This window comes from Nonomuraea sp. NPDC049725 (assembly GCF_040674795.1).
GTDB lineage: Bacteria > Actinomycetota > Actinomycetes > Streptosporangiales > Streptosporangiaceae > Nonomuraea > Nonomuraea ceibae.
Map to the genome: position 1 here is coordinate 66,370 of NZ_JBFANJ010000007.1, position 14,848 is coordinate 81,217.

General features: G+C 72.9%; 18 protein-coding genes and 1 pseudogene. 10 read left to right on the forward strand and 9 right to left on the reverse strand.

Annotated features, from left to right (window positions below):
- Window positions 1-134 precede the first annotated feature (134 nt).
- From AB0J53_RS19650 to AB0J53_RS19660, 3 genes are read left to right on the forward strand one after another with little or no spacing between them, the layout of a single operon-like run.
- Window positions 135-1,274 (forward strand): DUF418 domain-containing protein, encoded by a 1,140-nt coding sequence (locus AB0J53_RS19650; protein WP_364173983.1) that lies wholly within the window; start codon window positions 135-137, stop codon window positions 1,272-1,274.
- A gap of 13 nt (window positions 1,275-1,287) precedes the next feature.
- On the forward strand, window positions 1,288-2,514 hold the full coding sequence (locus AB0J53_RS19655) for a sensor histidine kinase (RefSeq protein WP_364173986.1): 1,227 nt from the start codon (window positions 1,288-1,290) through the stop codon (window positions 2,512-2,514).
- Window positions 2,511-3,140 carry a response regulator transcription factor gene (locus AB0J53_RS19660; protein WP_219502864.1) on the forward strand — a complete coding sequence of 210 codons (630 nt, stop codon included), beginning with the start codon at window positions 2,511-2,513 and terminating at the stop codon, window positions 3,138-3,140. The genes AB0J53_RS19655 and AB0J53_RS19660 overlap by 4 nt, the downstream gene beginning before the upstream one ends.
- Here the strand turns inward: AB0J53_RS19660 and AB0J53_RS19665 are convergent.
- The 3 genes from AB0J53_RS19665 to AB0J53_RS19675 all read right to left on the reverse strand — a co-directional run bounded on the left by AB0J53_RS19665 (window position 3,137) and on the right by AB0J53_RS19675 (window position 5,304).
- Window positions 3,137-4,258, reverse strand: coding sequence for an NADH:flavin oxidoreductase (locus tag AB0J53_RS19665; protein ID WP_364173990.1), 1,122 nt, complete (start codon window positions 4,256-4,258; stop codon window positions 3,137-3,139). The two genes, AB0J53_RS19660 and AB0J53_RS19665, sit on opposite strands and share 4 nt — an antisense overlap.
- 47 nt (window positions 4,259-4,305) lie before the next feature.
- Window positions 4,306-4,698 (reverse strand): RidA family protein, encoded by a 393-nt coding sequence (locus tag AB0J53_RS19670; protein WP_364173993.1) that lies wholly within the window; start codon window positions 4,696-4,698, stop codon window positions 4,306-4,308.
- An 81-nt stretch (window positions 4,699-4,779) separates the two neighbouring features.
- Entirely contained in the window at window positions 4,780-5,304 is a 525-nt protein-coding gene (locus AB0J53_RS19675) for an EF-hand domain-containing protein (RefSeq protein WP_364173996.1), read from the reverse strand.
- 304 nt (window positions 5,305-5,608) lie between these two features.
- On the opposite strand from AB0J53_RS19675, the gene AB0J53_RS19680 reads away from it, so the two are divergent.
- The 4 genes from AB0J53_RS19680 to AB0J53_RS19695 all read left to right on the forward strand — a co-directional run bounded on the left by AB0J53_RS19680 (window position 5,609) and on the right by AB0J53_RS19695 (window position 8,328).
- Window positions 5,609-5,815: a cold-shock protein gene (locus AB0J53_RS19680; protein WP_219502854.1), complete on the forward strand. Its 207-nt coding sequence runs from the start codon at window positions 5,609-5,611 to the stop codon at window positions 5,813-5,815.
- A gap of 276 nt (window positions 5,816-6,091) precedes the next feature.
- A complete protein-coding gene (locus tag AB0J53_RS19685; protein WP_364173998.1) occupies window positions 6,092-7,525 on the forward strand; it encodes a DEAD/DEAH box helicase in 1,434 nt (477 codons plus the stop codon).
- Between the two features lie 60 nt (window positions 7,526-7,585).
- A complete protein-coding gene (locus tag AB0J53_RS19690) occupies window positions 7,586-7,711 on the forward strand; it encodes a hypothetical protein (protein ID WP_364174001.1) in 126 nt (41 codons plus the stop codon).
- Complete coding sequence (locus tag AB0J53_RS19695; protein ID WP_364174004.1) at window positions 7,708-8,328, forward strand: HAD family hydrolase; 621 nt, start codon at window positions 7,708-7,710, stop codon at window positions 8,326-8,328. Before AB0J53_RS19690 ends, AB0J53_RS19695 begins: the two co-directional genes overlap by 4 nt.
- A gap of 21 nt (window positions 8,329-8,349) precedes the next feature.
- Here AB0J53_RS19695 and AB0J53_RS19700 read toward each other — a convergent pair whose 3' ends face one another.
- Both AB0J53_RS19700 and AB0J53_RS19705 read right to left on the reverse strand, forming a co-directional pair.
- On the reverse strand, window positions 8,350-9,531 hold the full coding sequence (locus tag AB0J53_RS19700; RefSeq protein ID WP_364174007.1) for a PQQ-dependent sugar dehydrogenase: 1,182 nt from the start codon (window positions 9,529-9,531) through the stop codon (window positions 8,350-8,352).
- A 14-nt stretch (window positions 9,532-9,545) separates the two neighbouring features.
- Window positions 9,546-10,283 (reverse strand): SDR family oxidoreductase, encoded by a 738-nt coding sequence (locus tag AB0J53_RS19705; protein ID WP_364174010.1) that lies wholly within the window; start codon window positions 10,281-10,283, stop codon window positions 9,546-9,548.
- A gap of 87 nt (window positions 10,284-10,370) precedes the next feature.
- On the opposite strand from AB0J53_RS19705, the gene AB0J53_RS19710 reads away from it, so the two are divergent.
- The 3 genes and pseudogenes from AB0J53_RS19710 to AB0J53_RS19720 form a co-directional block, all read left to right on the forward strand.
- Complete coding sequence (locus AB0J53_RS19710) at window positions 10,371-10,985, forward strand: TetR/AcrR family transcriptional regulator C-terminal ligand-binding domain-containing protein (RefSeq protein ID WP_364174012.1); 615 nt, start codon at window positions 10,371-10,373, stop codon at window positions 10,983-10,985.
- Window positions 10,986-11,108: 123 nt separating this feature from the next.
- Window positions 11,109-11,426 carry a DUF202 domain-containing protein gene (locus AB0J53_RS19715; RefSeq protein WP_364174015.1) on the forward strand — a complete coding sequence of 106 codons (318 nt, stop codon included), beginning with the start codon at window positions 11,109-11,111 and terminating at the stop codon, window positions 11,424-11,426.
- 1 nt (window position 11,427) lies between these two features.
- Window positions 11,428-11,631, forward strand: a pseudogene (locus AB0J53_RS19720) (DUF202 domain-containing protein); the annotation flags it as partial.
- 207 nt (window positions 11,632-11,838) lie between these two features.
- Here AB0J53_RS19720 and AB0J53_RS19725 read toward each other — a convergent pair.
- From AB0J53_RS19725 to AB0J53_RS19740, 4 genes are all read right to left on the reverse strand, one after another.
- Window positions 11,839-12,774, reverse strand: coding sequence for a sulfite exporter TauE/SafE family protein (locus tag AB0J53_RS19725; RefSeq protein ID WP_364174018.1), 936 nt, complete (start codon window positions 12,772-12,774; stop codon window positions 11,839-11,841).
- 178 nt (window positions 12,775-12,952) lie between these two features.
- On the reverse strand, window positions 12,953-13,537 hold the full coding sequence (locus AB0J53_RS19730; protein WP_364174021.1) for a hypothetical protein: 585 nt from the start codon (window positions 13,535-13,537) through the stop codon (window positions 12,953-12,955).
- Between the two features lie 57 nt (window positions 13,538-13,594).
- Window positions 13,595-14,143, reverse strand: a complete 549-nt coding sequence (locus tag AB0J53_RS19735; protein ID WP_364174024.1) for a hypothetical protein — start codon at window positions 14,141-14,143, stop codon at window positions 13,595-13,597.
- A gap of 48 nt (window positions 14,144-14,191) precedes the next feature.
- Window positions 14,192-14,815: a TetR family transcriptional regulator C-terminal domain-containing protein gene (locus AB0J53_RS19740; protein WP_364174027.1), complete on the reverse strand. Its 624-nt coding sequence runs from the start codon at window positions 14,813-14,815 to the stop codon at window positions 14,192-14,194.
- Window positions 14,816-14,848: the final 33 nt, after the last annotated feature.

Consider the following 14,848-nt stretch of genomic DNA (forward strand, 5'->3'; position numbering starts at 1 on the left):
CCGCAGGCATCCTCCGAACGGAGGATGCCGGGCATCGCCCGTTCGCCGCCGGATCGCGCCCCGCCGCACGATTCGCCGGTCCCGCCCCCGGCTCCACACTCGGGTGCGAGATCCGGTGACGAAGGGGAGGCGACGTGGTCGCGGTCGAACGGTTGAGCCCGGTGGGGCAGGGGGCGCGGCAACTCGCCCCCGATCTGGCCAGGGGAATCATGCTGGCGCTGATCGCGGTGGCCAACTCGGCCATCTACCTGTACGGGCGCCCGTACGGCATCAGGCAGCACATCGTCGAGCACGGCTGGCTCGACCGGCTGGCCTCGGCGGTGAGCATGACGGTCGTGGACGCGCGGGCGTACCCGATGTTCGCGGCCCTGTTCGGCTACGGCATGGTGCAGATCTGGAACCGGCGCCGCGACGACGCCGAAGGGCGGCGCGTGCTCAGGCGGCGCAGCTGGTGGCTGCTGGCGTTCGGCGCGGTCCACGCGACGCTGCTGTTCTCCGGGGACGTGCTCGGCGTGTACGGGCTGGTCGGCCTGGTCTTGGTCCGGTTGCTACGGGTGCGTGACCGGACGCTGCTCGTCCTGGCCGCCTGCTGGCTGGTTCCGGTGGCGCTGGCGTCGGCTCTGGTCTTCAGCACGCCGGACGGCGCGGCGGAGCGGTCGTACTTCTGGTCGTTCGCCGTCGAGGACCCGCTGACGGCGCTGGCGCTGCGGCCGGTCGAGTGGGTGACGGGCCCCCTCGGCATGCTGGGGGTGGGCACCGCGGCCCTGGTCGGCGTGTGGGCGGGGCGCCGCGCGCTGCTGTCCTCGCCGGACCGGCTGCGGCGGGCGGCGCTGTGGGGGCCGTTGGCCGGTGCGGCCGGCGGGCTGCCGGTGGGGCTGATCGCCGCGGGGGTCCTGACCGTGCACGATCCGGTCGTGGTCATGGCGCTGAACGCGGTGCACGTGGTGACGGGGATCGCGGGCGGGCTGGGGTACGCGGCGCTGATCGGCGTCCTGGCCGACCGCGTCGGGCGGCGGCGAGGGCCCGTCGTGACCGCGCTCGCGGCCTGCGGTCAGCGCTCGCTGACCTGCTATCTACTACAGTCAGTGGGGTTCGTGGCGCTTCTGTCCCCCTATGCGGGTGGGCTCGGCGGATGGCTGGGATCGGCCGCCACGGTGGCGCTGGCGCTGCTCGTCTGGGCGGGCACCGTGGTGGCGGCCGAGGTGATGCGCCGGGCCGGGGCGCGCGGGCCCGCCGAGGTGCTGCTGCGCCGCCTGGCCTACCCCCGCAGGTGAGAGCGAGGTCTGGGTGGTGCGGGTACGCGACTGGGACCGGCGCTGGCACGCCGTGCCGCTGGCCGTGCTGGCCGTGGCGACGCTGATCGCCGTGGCCGACTCCGCGGCCCCGCCGTCCGGCCGCGCCGTCACCGTGGCGCTGGCCGTGGGCGCCGGGCTGTGGCACGGCTGGATGGTGATGGCCCATCCGCAATGGCCGGAGCGGGCGCTGGCGCCGATGGCGGTGTACTTCGCGGGACTGCTGGCGCTCTCGTGGGTGCTGTCGACGCGGCATCCGGCGTACGCGCTGCTGGTCGTCGCCTGTTTCCCGATGGCGTTCGTGGCCCTGCCCGGCCGTTACGCCTACCTCGGCGTGGCCGCGGGCGGGCTGCTGGTGCTGGGCGACCCGTTCGCGCTGTCCTGGCCGGTGGACGTCTGGCCCAGGGTGCCGTGGGTGCTGGCGTCGGTGGCGCTGGCGGCGTTCATCGGCTGGATCATCCGCGCGATGGAGGCCGAGGTGGGACGGCGGCGCGCGGCGAACCGGGCGCTGGAGGAGGCCAACGCGCGCCTGGCGCGGCTCGCCGAGGAGAACGCCGCCCTGCAGGGCGAGCTGCTGGCCGCCGCCCGCCAGACCGGCGTCGCCGGCGAGCGCGGCCGGCTGGCCCGCGAGATCCACGACACCGTCGCCCAGGGGCTGGCGGGCATCGTCACCCAGCTCGAAGCCGCCGACGAGGTCGCCTCCGACCCCGACGCGGTACGCCGCCGCCTGGCCATAGCCCGGGCTCTGGCCAGGGAGAGCGCGAAGGAGGTCCGCCGCTCCCTCGACGACCTGAGGCCCGGCCCGCTGGCGGCCTCCCGGCTGCCGGAGGCGCTGTCGGCGCTGGTGTCCGGCTGGGGCGAGACGCACGAGGCGCCCGCGACGCTCACCGTCACCGGAACCGCCCGGCTGCTGCACCCCGAGGTCGAGGTGACGCTGTTCCGGGCGGTGCAGGAGGCCCTGGCGAACGTGGCCCGCCACGCCAGGGCGGGCAAGACCGTGGTCACCCTGTCGTACATGGAGGATGTGGTGGTGGCTGACATCAGGGACGACGGGGTCGGATTCACCCCGTCGCAGACCGGCGGCTTCGGGCTGACCGCGATGCGCCAGCGGGTGAGCCGGCTGGCGGGCGAGGTCGAGGTGGAGTCGGCGCCCGGCCGGGGCACCGCGGTGAGCGTGAGCGTGCCGGCCATCCCGGCGGCCGGCGAACGGGAGGCGCCGTGACGGTGCGGCTGGTGATCGTCGACGACCATCCCGTGGTACGCGACGGCCTGCGCGGCATGTTCGTCGAGCAGGCCGACCTGGAGATCGTCGGCGAGGCCGGTGACGGCGAGGAAGGGCTGGCGGTGGCCGTAAGGGAACAGCCCGACGTCGTGCTGACCGACCTGCGGATGCCGGGACTTGGCGGGGCGGAGTTCATCGGGCTGCTGACCGCGCGGGTGCCGTCGGCCCGGGTGCTGGTGCTGACCACGTACGACGGGGACGACGACGTACTGCCGGCCGTGGCGGCCGGCGCGATCGGCTTCCTGCTGAAGGACTCGCCGCGCGAGGAGGTCTTCCGCGCCGTCCGCGCGGCCGCCGTGGGGGAGACGGTCCTGACGCCCGCCGTGGCGGCCCGCGTCCTGCGGCGCGTACGCGAGCCCGCGCCCCGGGCGGCAGAGCTGAGCGAGCGCGAGCACACCGTGCTGCGGCTGGTGGCGCGCGGCGCGACGAACAAGGAGGCGGCCGCCGCGCTGTTCATCAGCGAGACCACGGTCAAGACCCACCTGGCGCACATCTACACGAAACTGGGCGTCTCCGACCGGGCCGCCGCCGTCGCCACCGCCTACACGCGCGGCCTGCTGCCCTAGGCGCGAACGCGCGGGCCCTGGAGCCGCTGTCGCGCGTTGCTCAGCGTCGCCATCGGCTCCAGCATGCGACGGTCGTACGCCTCCAGCGGCAGGCCCCGTGACAGGCGATGGGGAAGATCGGGGTTGGCCAGCGCGCCCCGGCCGACGGACAGCAGGTCGGCATGGCCGTCCGACAGGACCTGGGCCGCCTGCGCGAGATCGTGCATGCCGCCGTTGGCGATGACCGGAAGGCCGCTCACCTGGCGAGCCAGGCTCGTGATCGTGACGCCGCCGTCCAGCCGGGCCGTCTCGATCCAGTCGCGACCCTCGCTGGCGATGTGCAGGTACGTGGCGCCCGCCTCCGCCAGCGCGGCGAAGATGATCCGCGCGTCGGCCGCGCCGCCGTCCCAGCGGTGGCCGAAGTCGTTGACCTTGCCCTGCGACAGCCGTACGCCGACGCAGAAGCCGGCGCCGAGCTCGGCCCGGACCGCGGCCACCGCCTCGGCCGTCAGCCGGACCCGGTTCGCGACCGGGCCGCCGTAGGAGTCGGCGCGCCGGTTGGTGTAATCGGTGAGGAACTGGTCCAGCAGGTAGCCGTTGGCTCCGTGGAGTTCGACCCCGTCGAAGCCGGCATCCCGGGCCCGGACGGCCGAGGCCACGAAGCCGCCGATCGCCGCCTCGATGTCGGCCCCGGTCATCTCCCGGGGCGTGGGCCAGCGCCCGGACCCGCCGTACTCGGGCAGCATCTCCCCACGCGGCCGCACGGCGGACGGCCCGGCCGTGCCGGCGCGGTACGGGTTGCCCTGCGACAGCGCGCCGGCGTGCATGAGCTGGAGCACGACACGGCTCCCGGCGGCCCGCACTCTGCCGGTGACGTCCTGCCAGGCCGCAACGTGCCGGGCGGAGACGATGCCCGGCTGGTTGAGGTAACCCTGGCTGTGGACGGTGTCGGTATAGGTGCCTTCCGTGATCACCAGCCCGAAGCCGCCCGCCGCGTACCGCTCGTAGTATTCGGCCATCTCCAGGGTCGGCGTGCCGTCGGGGTCGGCGGACACCCGGGTCATCGGCGCGACGGCGAGCCGGTTGGGCAGGTCGAGACCGCCGACCCGGACGGGCAGCAGCGCGTGGTGGTTCGTCATGGAGGTACTCCCTTGATGGGTCGGAGGTCTGTTGCGGATCGGCGGCGTCAGCGCGCGGTCGCCACGGCGGTCGCGTCGACCTCGATCTGCCAGTCGGCCTGGGCGAGGCGGGAGATCTGGATCAGGGTGTCGGCGGGGTAGGGCTCGGTGAAGAACTCTTTGCGCAGTTTGATGATGGTGTCGAGGTTGGGTTCGAGGTCGGTGACGAGGATGGTGACCTTGACGGCGTCGGCGAGGCTGGATCCGGCTTCTTTGAGGACGTGGTCGAGGTTGGTGAAGGCCTGGCGGGCCTGGGTTTCGAAGTCGTCGCTGACGGTGACGCCGTTGTGGTCGAAGCCGGCTTGGCCGGAGGCGTAGACGAGGTCGCCGACTTTGATGGCTTGTGAGATGGCGTAGGGCTCGTACCAGTCGGGGGTGGTGCTGATGCGTTCGCGCTTCATGACATCTCCTTGCATGTACGTACATGTTTTGTCCGTGCAAGAAGATGTTGCATGTACATGTATGTACTTGTCAAGCCGGCATCAGGCGGCGGGAGGCGTGCCGAAGACGTGGGTGCCCGGCGCGGCAGGGTCGTCGCCCGCCCAGAACTCGCCCCAGTGGAGGATGAACTCCGTCCGGGAGACGGCGCCGTCACCGTCGGCGTCGAGGCGGGCGAACGCGGCCGTGGTGTCGGTGGGGCCGCCGTTCCACGCCTCGATCATGCGCCGGTACTCGGCCGGTGAGATCCGGCCGTCGCCGTCCTCGTCGATGGCGTCGAACATGGCCTCGGCGGTGGCGTCCACGGCGCCCGGCATCTCGCCCAGCACGTCCACGACGGTGAGCACGTCGTCGAGGGTGACCGACTCGGGGTCGCGGGAGTGCGCGGCGAGCGTCCCCCACCAGCCGCGCATGACCGCGGTGAGGCGCTCCGTGTCGCCCGCCCTGCGGATGGCCGCCCAGCGGCGTGCCAGGTCGTCGAAGTCGCTCTCGCGCAGTGCGCCGTCGCCGTCGGCGTCCATCGCGCTGAACACGAGCTGGACCTTGCCCCGCTGGAATGTGCTCGCCATGCCCCGATGGTCTCCAGCGTCACGACCTGCAACTACTGTCGCTATGGTGCTCTCCTTTCGCCGGATCGTGACAGTAGTGTCACTGTGGGTTACGGTCAGGATGTTGTGCAGCACGGCCACATGTGTGGTAGCTTGGGGTCAGTTGCAGTTGTGGTACCCATGAAAACTTGTGTGCACCTGACGGTATGTAGCCTCAGGTGCATTTTTGTTTGCCGGTCATCTCCGGGTGTGTGGTCCTATCGCGGCGACGCGAAATCCGTTCGTTGCGGATTTCGGCTTTGCACCCCATCAAAAGGAGATCAACATGGCTTCCGGCACCGTGAAGTGGTTCAACGCGGAAAAGGGCTTCGGCTTCATCGAGCAGGACGGCGGCGGCGCCGACGTCTTCGCGCACTACTCCAACATCGTCTCCCAGGGCGGTTACCGCGAGCTGCGCGAGGGCCAGAAGGTCGCCTTCGACATCACGCAGGGCCAGAAGGGCCCGCAGGCCGAGAACATCGTTTCCGCCTGACATCGACGCACCACGTAGCTGGGGCCCGCGCTGTACGGCGCGGGCCCCAGCTACGTTGCTCCGGGGCATCCGGTCCTGTCCGGTCATAAGCCGGCTCCCGCCCCGACCGGCATCGCAGCCGCCGTTCTTTCGGCGCATGCCGACCATTTCGACGCACCAGGCCAGGTGGCTTTCCGCCGGCCCGGCTCGTCTTTCTTCGGCTCGTGCTCGCCATTCTTGTGCCGCCCGTCGCGCCTGAGAATCACTTGACACGTGCCGCATCGAGGAAGGTTCTGCGTGAACCACGCAACTCGCAAGCACGACCGCTTCTCCTCCACCCGCACGGGCGGCTCCGCCGGCTCCGGCAGAGGCAGCCGATCCGGCTCGTCGGCTCCGGGCCGTTCCGGCAACCCCCGGCGGTCCGGTAGCCACGGACGGCGTCCCGCCGCGCTTCAGGGTGAGTTCGCCCTGCCGGTCACCGTCACCCCCGCCCTGCCCGCGGCCGCGACGTTCGCCGAGCTGAACATGCCGCCCGCGCTGATGAAGACGCTCACCGGCCTGGGCATGAACGAGCCGTTCCCGATCCAGTCGGCCACCTTGCCGAACTCCCTGGCCGGCCGGGACGTCCTCGGCCGGGGACGCACCGGATCGGGCAAGACGCTCGCCTTCGGCCTGGCCCTGCTCGTCCGCACCGCCGGGCAGCGTGCCGAATCGCGCCGGCCGCTGGCCATGATCCTCGTGCCCACCCGGGAACTGGCCCAGCAGGTCACCGACGCGCTCACCCCGTACGCCCAGTCACTGAAGCTGCGACTGGCCACCGTCGTCGGCGGCATGTCGATCAGCCGGCAGGCCAAGGCGCTGCGCGACGGCGCCGAGGTCGTCGTCGCGACCCCCGGACGGCTCAGGGACCTTATCGAGCGCGGCGACTGCCGCCTCGATCAGGTCGAGATCACCGTGCTGGACGAGGCTGACCAGATGGCCGACATGGGGTTCATGCCGCAGATCACCCACCTGCTCGACCAGGTGCGCCCCGGGGGCCAGCGGATGCTGTTCTCCGCCACGCTGGACCGCAACGTCGACCTGCTGGTACGCCGCTACCTGACCGACCCGGTGGTCCATTCGGTCGACCCCTCGGCGGGCGCGGTCACCACGATGGAGCACCACGTGCTGCACATCCACGACGCCGACAAGCACGCCACCACCGTGGAGATCGCCGCGCGCGACGGCAAGGTGATCATGTTCCTGGACACCAAGCACGCCGTGGACCGGCTCACCCAGGACCTGCTGAACAGCGGCGTCCGCGCCGCCGCGCTGCACGGGGGCAAGTCCCAGCCCCAGCGCACCCGCACCCTCGCCCAGTTCAAGACCGGGCACGTCACGGTGCTGGTGGCGACCAACGTCGCGGCCCGCGGCATCCACGTCGACAACCTCGACCTCGTCGTCAACGTCGACCCGCCGAGCGACCACAAGGACTACCTGCACCGCGGCGGCCGCACCGCCCGCGCGGGGGAGTCCGGCAGCGTCGTCACCCTCGTCCTGCCGAACCAGCGCCGTGACATGTCCCGCCTGATGGCCGCCGCCGGCATCGTCCCGCAGACCAGCCAGGTCCGCTCGGGCGAGACCGAGCTCCGGCGCATCACCGGCGCCCAGGCTCCCTCGGGGATCCCCGTGACCATCACCGCCCCGGCGGCCGGCCGCCGAACGGGCCGGAACGGCCGCCGCTTCAGGTAGCGGCGGCTGCCCCGCCCACGACCGTGACCATGCGGTGGACGGCGAGCTACAGTGCTCCGTGTGGGGAGTGACTCCGCGGCGGAGCTGGGCGCGCTGGACTACACGGCGCTGCTGCGCCACATCGCCGCACGCGCCGCCGACCTCCCGGACCCGATGCCGCGCGATCCGGCGGGGGAGCGTACGTGACGGGTGGGGCGGTCGTGTTCGACCTTGACGGCACCCTGGTCGACACCATGACCGTGGTGCCCGCCGCGTACGCCGACACCGTCCGCGCGCTCGGCGGTCCCGGCGTCACCCCGGAGCAGGTCGTGGCCGCGTGGCGGCTCGGCTCGACCCCGGCGGTGCTGGCTCATTTTCTCGGCCGCCCGCCCACGGCCGAAGACCTGGAGCACTTCCACCGCCGGCTGGACGCCGCCGCGGCGACCGTCCGGCCGTTCCCCGGCGTCGTGGAGCTGCTCGGCGACCTCGCCCGGGCGGGCCGGCCGCTCGGCGTCTTCACCGGCGCCACGCGGCGCGCGGCCACGATGATGCTGGACGCCGCCGGCCTGACCGGCCTGTTCGCGGTCGTGGTGTGCGGCGACGAGGTCGGCCGGGCCAAACCGGCGCCCGACGGGCTGGAGCTCGCCTGCCGCCTCCTCGGCGTACGCGCCGCCGACGCCGTCTACGTGGGCGACGCCGAGACCGACCTCCAGTGCGCCCGGCGGGCGGGAGCCCGAGCCGTCCACGCGTCCTGGGGCCTGTCCGCCGGCCCATACCCCGGCCCGGTGGCCCGGCACCCGAGAGACGTGCTGGCCCTGCTCTGAGGATCGCTGGCACCGGCTCTGTCAGGGTTCGCGCACCTCGACGCGGAGGATGCGGTCGTCGCCCGGGCGCGGGGCGGTGCCGCCCCAGGTGGCGCGGTCGGTGTTCGACGTGATGAGCCAGAGGGCTCCGTCGGGGGCCACCTCGACGGTGCGGATCCGCCCGTACTCGCCGGCGAAGTGGTCGATCGGCTCGGCCGTCGCGGCGCCGCCCTCGACGGGGAGCTGCCAGAGCCGCCGGCCGCCCAGCGCGCCGATCCACAGCGACCCCCCGGCGTACGCGACACCGGAAGGGCTCGCCTCGTCGGGGTGAATCGTGGCGATCGGAGCCTGCCCGGTGGACCCGGCGATCCCCTCGGTCTCCGGCCACCCGTAGTCCGCGCCCGCGCGGAGGACGTTCACCTCGTCCCAGGTGCGATGACCGAGCTCCGACGCGTACGGGGTGCCGTCGGGCCCGAACGCGATGCCCTGGACGTTGCGGTGGCCGCTGGAGTAGATCGGCGACGAGCCGGGATTGTCCTCGGGTACGGAGCCGTCGGCCGCGATGCGCAGGATCTTGCCGTTGAGCGAGTCGTCGGCGGCGGCGTTCCCGGGCTCGAAGGCGTCACCCGTGCCGATCCACAGGTGCCCGTCCGGCCCGACGGCGATGCGGCCGCCGTGGTGCCGGTCGGCGGTCCGGATGCCGTCGAGCAGCACCCGGTCGACGGCGAGGGAGCGATAGTCGCGGGCGATGGTGAGCGCGACGATGCGGTTCTGGTCCTGCCCGGAGACGGAGGCGTAGACGGTGCGGTCGGCCGCGAACCGGGGGGAGACGGCGATGCCGAGCAGCCCGCCTTCCGAGCTCACGTGCACGCCGGGGACGACGCCGACCGTACGCGGGTCGCCGCCCTTCGCGGGGATGCGGACGATCTCGCCGGAGATCCGCTCCGAGACGAGCGCCGACCCGTCGGGCAGGAAGGCGAGCCCCCAGGGGGCCTCCAGCCCCGTCGTCAGCTCGACCGGCTCACCGAGGGTCGCGACCGGACCGGCCGGCGCGCTGCCCGGGGGCGCGGACGGGGAGGGCCCTAACGGGGAGGGCCCAGACGGGGAGGGCCCGGGTGGGGAGGGCGCGGTCACCGGCTTGTCGGGCGGGCCCGAACACCCGCTCAGCGCGACGGCGAGCGAGGCCGCGACGGCCGCCGCGCGTGATCGTGAACGCCGGGTCACCGGCCGTTTCGTGCTCAAGCCGCGCCGCCGTTAACGTGGATAACCTGGCCGTTCACCCAGCGCGCGGGCCCCGAGAGGAAGGCGACGGCCTCCGCGACGTCCTCCGGTGCGCCGAGCCGGCCCATCGGGTTCATGGAGGCGATCCGGTCGATCGTCTCCTGGCTCTTGCCCTCGAAGAACAGCGGCGTCGCGGTGGGGCCGGGCGCGACGGCGTTGACCGTGATGTCCCGGCCGCGCAGCTCGCGCGCGAGGATCAGCGTCAGCGCCTCGACGGCTCCCTTGGACGCGGCGTAGGCGCCGTAGCCCGGGATCTGCAGCCGGGTGACCGACGTGGAGAAGTTGATGATCGCGCCCCCGTCGCGCAGGCGCCGGGCGGCGAGCCGGTCGACGACGAACGTCCCGCGGACGTTGGTGCGCTGGACGCGGTCGAAGGTGTCGAGATCCATCTGGGCCACGGGCGCGAGCGGCATGATGCCCGCGGTGTGGACGACGACGTCGAGTCCGCCGAACTCGCGATCGGCGACGTCGAACACCGCGGCCATCGCGTTCTCGTCCGCCACGTCCCCGCCGGCGACGGCCGCGCGGCCCCCGGCGCGGGTGACCGCCTTCGCCGTCTCCTCGGCGCGGTCCCTGCTGCCCGCGTAGTGCACCACGACGGCGAAGCCGTCGGCGGCCAGGCGCTCCGCGCTCACCCTGCCGATGCCGCCGGATCCGCCGGTGACGAGCGCGACGCGCTCTGTGCTGTTCACCATGTCATGCGCCTTCGCTAGGATATGAACGAGTTGTTCACATACGACGGTAGCACCGAAATGAACAAATAGTCCATAAGTGGAGTGACGATGTCCGAGAGCGTTGCCGACCGACGCGGCCGAGGCCGCCGCCCCGCCGCGGAGGTGCGCGCCGCGGTGCTCGCGGCGGCCGGGCGCATCCTGCTGCGAGACGGCATGCAGGCGGTCACGTTCGACCGGGTGGCGATGGAGGCGGGATCGAGCAAGACGACCCTGTACAAGTGGTGGCCGTCGCCGGGCGCGCTCGCGGCCGAGGCGTACTTCACCCATAGCCGGCGGACGCTGGACTTCCCCGACACCGGGGACGTGCGCGCCGACCTGATCACCCAGCTCGGCGCGTTCGTCCGGTGGCTGAAGGACGAAGGGGCGGAGAAGCCCGTGTCCGAGCTCGTCGGCGCGGCCCAGATGGACGCGAGCCTCGCCCGGGCGTGGTCGGAGAGTTACGCGCTGCCCCGGCGCGAGCTCGCCCGGGAACGGCTGCGCATCGCCCAGCGGGACGGTCAGCTGCGCGGGGACGCGGACCTGGACGTCATCGTGGACCAGCTGTGGGGCGCCTGCTACCACCGGCTGCTCGTGCTGCGGGTGCCCTTCGACGAGTCGATCGTCGAACGCCTGGTCGACCATGCGCTCTACGGGGCGGCGCCGCGCTCGACGGGTGCGGGATGATCAGCGCGGCGAGGAAGGCACTTTACAAAAGACATCGGAGAGTTATCGTCTGATTACGTGGAGAATCGTGATTCTGGTCAGCCTCCCACCGGAGGAGAGGGCACGGGCGGTTCGGAGCCCGATGTGCGCTTCACCTTCGCCAACGAACGCACGATGCTGGCGTGGAACCGGACCGCGCTCGCCCTGGTCGTCGCGGGCCTCGCGATCGTGCAGCTACTGCCGCCGTTCGCCGGGGCGCCTGGGGGCCGGCGGCTGCTGGCGCTTCCCCTGATCCTTCTCGGCGCCCTCCTGCCGGGCGGCGCGTACCTGGAGTGGCGCCGCAACCAGCGCGCGCTGCGCCACGGCCGCCCGCTGCCGAGCTCGCCCCTGCCCCGGATCCTGGTCCTCGTCCTCATGTGCGTGGCGGTGGCCGCCGGCGTCCTCGCGCTGAGGCAGGGCTGACATGGCGGGTTCCGCTCCCCGTGACGGCGGGACCGATGCCTCGGGACCGGACCCGGGCCTGGCGCGCGAACGCACCCACCTGGCCTGGATCCGCACCGGCATGTCGTTGATCGCGTTGTGCGTCACCCTGCTCAAGGCGGCTCCCCTGCTGGGCGTGGTGGCCCTGGCCGCCGGCGTGCTGGCGTGGACCTTCGGCCGCGTGGCGCACTCCACGGGACGGCGGCCGGCTCGCGGGCTCCGGCCGCTGACGCCGCTGACCGTGCTGGTCACGCTGGTGGGCGTGGCCGGGATGCTGCTGGCGGTCAACCCGGGCGGGCAGCAGCCGCCGGTCAGGCCCACGCACTCGACATATCGCGGTGCCGGCGTCGTCCAGCCCGGCCATGATCGTCAGCCGCGATCCGCCCCGGCGTCGTCAGGCCGACGAGCTCTCCACGGCGTCCCGCTCCTCGGCCGCCCGCCTCCGGAGCGGCACGCCGTACCGGCGATGGATCACCAGCCATACGGCCAGCGTGGCGGCGACGGCCGCCAGGACGACCGCCGTCACGGCGGCCGGGCCGAGGCCGGACATCTTCGCGGCGGAGGCCAGCAGCAGGAAGGTCAGAAGAAGGCGCAGCGGCCCGGCGGGGGCGCGTGAGGAGATGCGCGCCCCGAGGTAGATGCCGGGAAGGGAGCCGGCCAGCAGGGCCGTGGTGATCTCCAGCCTGAAGTCACCGAACAGCAGGTGTCCGATCGCGGCGGAGATCACCAGCGGTACGGCCTGCAGCAGGTCGGTGCCGACCAGCTGGTTGGCCTTGAGCATCGGGTAGAGCGCCACGAGCGCGACGATGATCAGCGAGCCGGAGCCCACCGACGTGATGCCGACGACGAGCCCGCCGAGCGCGCCGACAGCGGCGGTGGGAACAGGCCGCACCCGGAGCGGAGCGGTGCTCCGCGCACGGTGTCCGGCGGGCGCTCCGCCACCGCTGCGGCCGACCCTGTCGAGCGCGGCCCTGTAGCTGCGGTGCGCCAGCGTGGCGGCGGCGATCAGCAGCGCCGCCGCCATGGCGATCTCGATCACGTCGTGGACGCGCTCGCCGTCCCCCAGGGCCCTGGCGACCAGCACGCCGCCGAACGCGGCGGGCACCGAGCCCGCGCACAGCCAGGCCACCAGCCGCAGGTCGATGGTCCCCCGGCGGTAGTGCACCGCGCTGCCGACCGGCTTCATCACCGCGGCGGCCACCAGGTCACTGGAGACCGCCGCCATGGGTGACACACCGAAGAACGTGACCAGCATCGGCGTCATCAGCGCGCCCCCGCCCATGCCGGTGAGCCCGATCATCAGGGCCACCGCAAAAGCGCCGAATGCCATGGCGAAATCGAATTGCACAGCAGTGTCCTTCGCTCGCGGGAGGGGACGAATGTCGGGAGGCGGCCGCCGTATTCGGTCTGCCCCTGGCGTTGATTTGGCTAACTGAAATGAGAAAACGCTAATCAGTGCCGACCGGCGAACGCCGCCATTGCTGCTTTTGCCCCGAGCGGCCTCGGTATCAGGTGAGTGAATGGCCCCGGGGCCACATCGTGTCGAGCCGGGCCGCCGTGATCCGGTACGCCTCCTCCACGGCCGAGGTGAGCACGACGTCGCCGCCCGGCCCGGCGGCGGCCAGATACTCGCGCAGCACGATCGACTCGGCCGTGTCGGCCAGGTCGAGCAGGCCGCTGATCCGCGCGGCCACCGCCACGAGGTCGCCCCTCGCCGGCACGCCGCCGCCCTCGGGCTCGCGCAGCGCGATGGCGCCGAGCGCGGCGGCGGCCGCCGACAGGGTGGCCACGTCGACCGGGTCGACGTCGACCAGGCGCAGCGGCACGTGCTCGATCCGGCCGCACGAGGCGTAGACCCGCCCGGCCAGGCGCGCCTCGACCGCCCGGCGTCCCTGGGTGAGCGCGACCGCCCGCCACAACCGCCGTAGCGCGGCCAGCGCCGCGCCGTCCGCGAGAGGTTCCGGCAGCGTCGCCCCGGCTCGCTCAGCGGCCCGCAGGGACAGCAACAGCCGCTCCAGCCGCCCGACGGCCCCGGCCAGTTCGTCGCCCAGATCGGGCACCAGAACCGCGCGGGGACCTGGATCCAGCCCCATGACCGTGACGCTACACAGAACGCCCGGCCCCGTCACCGCCCGGCCGCGCGGGGCCCGTCAGCCCGGGAGCGCGTCCAGCTCGTCGGCCCTGCGCAGATCCTTGGGGCGGCCCAGCGCGCGACGCATCCGGATCAGGTCCTCCCGGCAGACGTAGCGGACCACCAGCCCGTCCGGGCCGGCCGCGACGGCCGCGCGGTCGAGGCAGTCCCCGACCTGGAGGCCGCCCCAGGCCAGCGCCGGGGTGCAGCAGTCGCCGTCGGCCCCGGCCGAGGTGAACTGCGTTTTGGGCCGGAGCAGGGAGTCCGGGCGAGTCGGCAGGGGCCTGCCGCTCTCGTCCATGAGCCGGGCGCCGACGGCGGTGAGCGCGGCCGTCAGGGCGGGGGCGTGGGCCGGGTCGCCGTCCCAGAGCAGGTCCAGGTCGCGGGTCGGTTCGGTGGAGCCGTGCATGATGCCGGCGACCTGCCCGATGACGACGGCCCGGGCGCCGTGGTGGTGGAGGGCTTCGAGCAGGGGGAACGGGTCGAACGCGGGGGCGTCGTCCGCGCCTGCCAGGTCACGGGCGCGCCGGGTGGCGGCGCGGAGCCTTTCCAGCGGTGTGTCGATCATCCGTTCCATCCAACACCCACCCGCCCCGCGGCGTCGATGGCGGCCTTTTCAGGACGGCGGCGCCGGGCTGCTCGCGCTGCCGGTGACGAGGCGCACCGCGGTGTCGACGGCGGCGAGGTGATCCCGGTGGACGCCGCCGGGACGCATCAGGATGGACCACATCAGCCCGTCCATGATCGCCAGGACGAGCTGGGCGAGCGCGTCGTGGTCCTGTCCTGGTCGCAGTTCGCCGACGGACTCGGCGTACGCGAAGGCGGCGCGCAGGTTGTCTCGCGCCTCGCGGTTCAGCTCGTCGATCACCGCGGCGAACTCCGGGTGGACGGCGGCCCTGGCGTAGAAGGCGGCCCAGATGCGCGCCTCGCCCTCGCGCCGGGCGTCCAGGGGGAGCAGCTCCAGCAGCGTGGCGCGCAGGGCGTCGGGGAACGGCATCCCGGCCGGTCCCAGGCGGATGTGCCGGATGCGTTCCCGTTCCGCCTCGACGACGGTGCGCAGGGCGAAGTGCAGCATCTCGTCCTTGGTGCTGAAGTAGCGCTGCACCGCGCCCACGGAGCAGCCAGCCTCGGCCGCCACCGTGCGGACGCTGACGGCCTCCAGACCTTCGCGTTCGGTGATCCGGAGCAGGGCGGCCGTCACGTGGCGACGGCGTTCATCATGATCGACGACTTTGGGCACGCCTCCAGTGTCGCGCATTCCCGCTTTCCGGGT

Excerpts from the sequence above, each read along its gene's own strand:
- AB0J53_RS19665 (WP_364173990.1), bottom strand. The coding sequence starts at position 4,258 with ATGACGAACCACCACGCGCTGCTGCCCGTCCGGGTCGGCGGTCTCGAC.
- AB0J53_RS19670 (WP_364173993.1), bottom strand. The coding sequence starts at position 4,698 with ATGAAGCGCGAACGCATCAGCACCACCCCCGACTGGTACGAGCCCTAC.
- AB0J53_RS19675 (WP_364173996.1), bottom strand. The coding sequence starts at position 5,304 with ATGGCGAGCACATTCCAGCGGGGCAAGGTCCAGCTCGTGTTCAGCGCG.
- AB0J53_RS19680 (WP_219502854.1), top strand. The coding sequence starts at position 5,609 with ATGGCTTCCGGCACCGTGAAGTGGTTCAACGCGGAAAAGGGCTTCGGC.
- AB0J53_RS19705 (WP_364174010.1), bottom strand. The coding sequence starts at position 10,283 with ATGGTGAACAGCACAGAGCGCGTCGCGCTCGTCACCGGCGGATCCGGC.
- AB0J53_RS19710 (WP_364174012.1), top strand. The coding sequence starts at position 10,371 with ATGTCCGAGAGCGTTGCCGACCGACGCGGCCGAGGCCGCCGCCCCGCC.
- AB0J53_RS19725 (WP_364174018.1), bottom strand. The coding sequence starts at position 12,774 with ATGGCATTCGGCGCTTTTGCGGTGGCCCTGATGATCGGGCTCACCGGC.
- AB0J53_RS19730 (WP_364174021.1), bottom strand. The coding sequence starts at position 13,537 with ATGGGGCTGGATCCAGGTCCCCGCGCGGTTCTGGTGCCCGATCTGGGC.
- AB0J53_RS19735 (WP_364174024.1), bottom strand. The coding sequence starts at position 14,143 with ATGATCGACACACCGCTGGAAAGGCTCCGCGCCGCCACCCGGCGCGCC.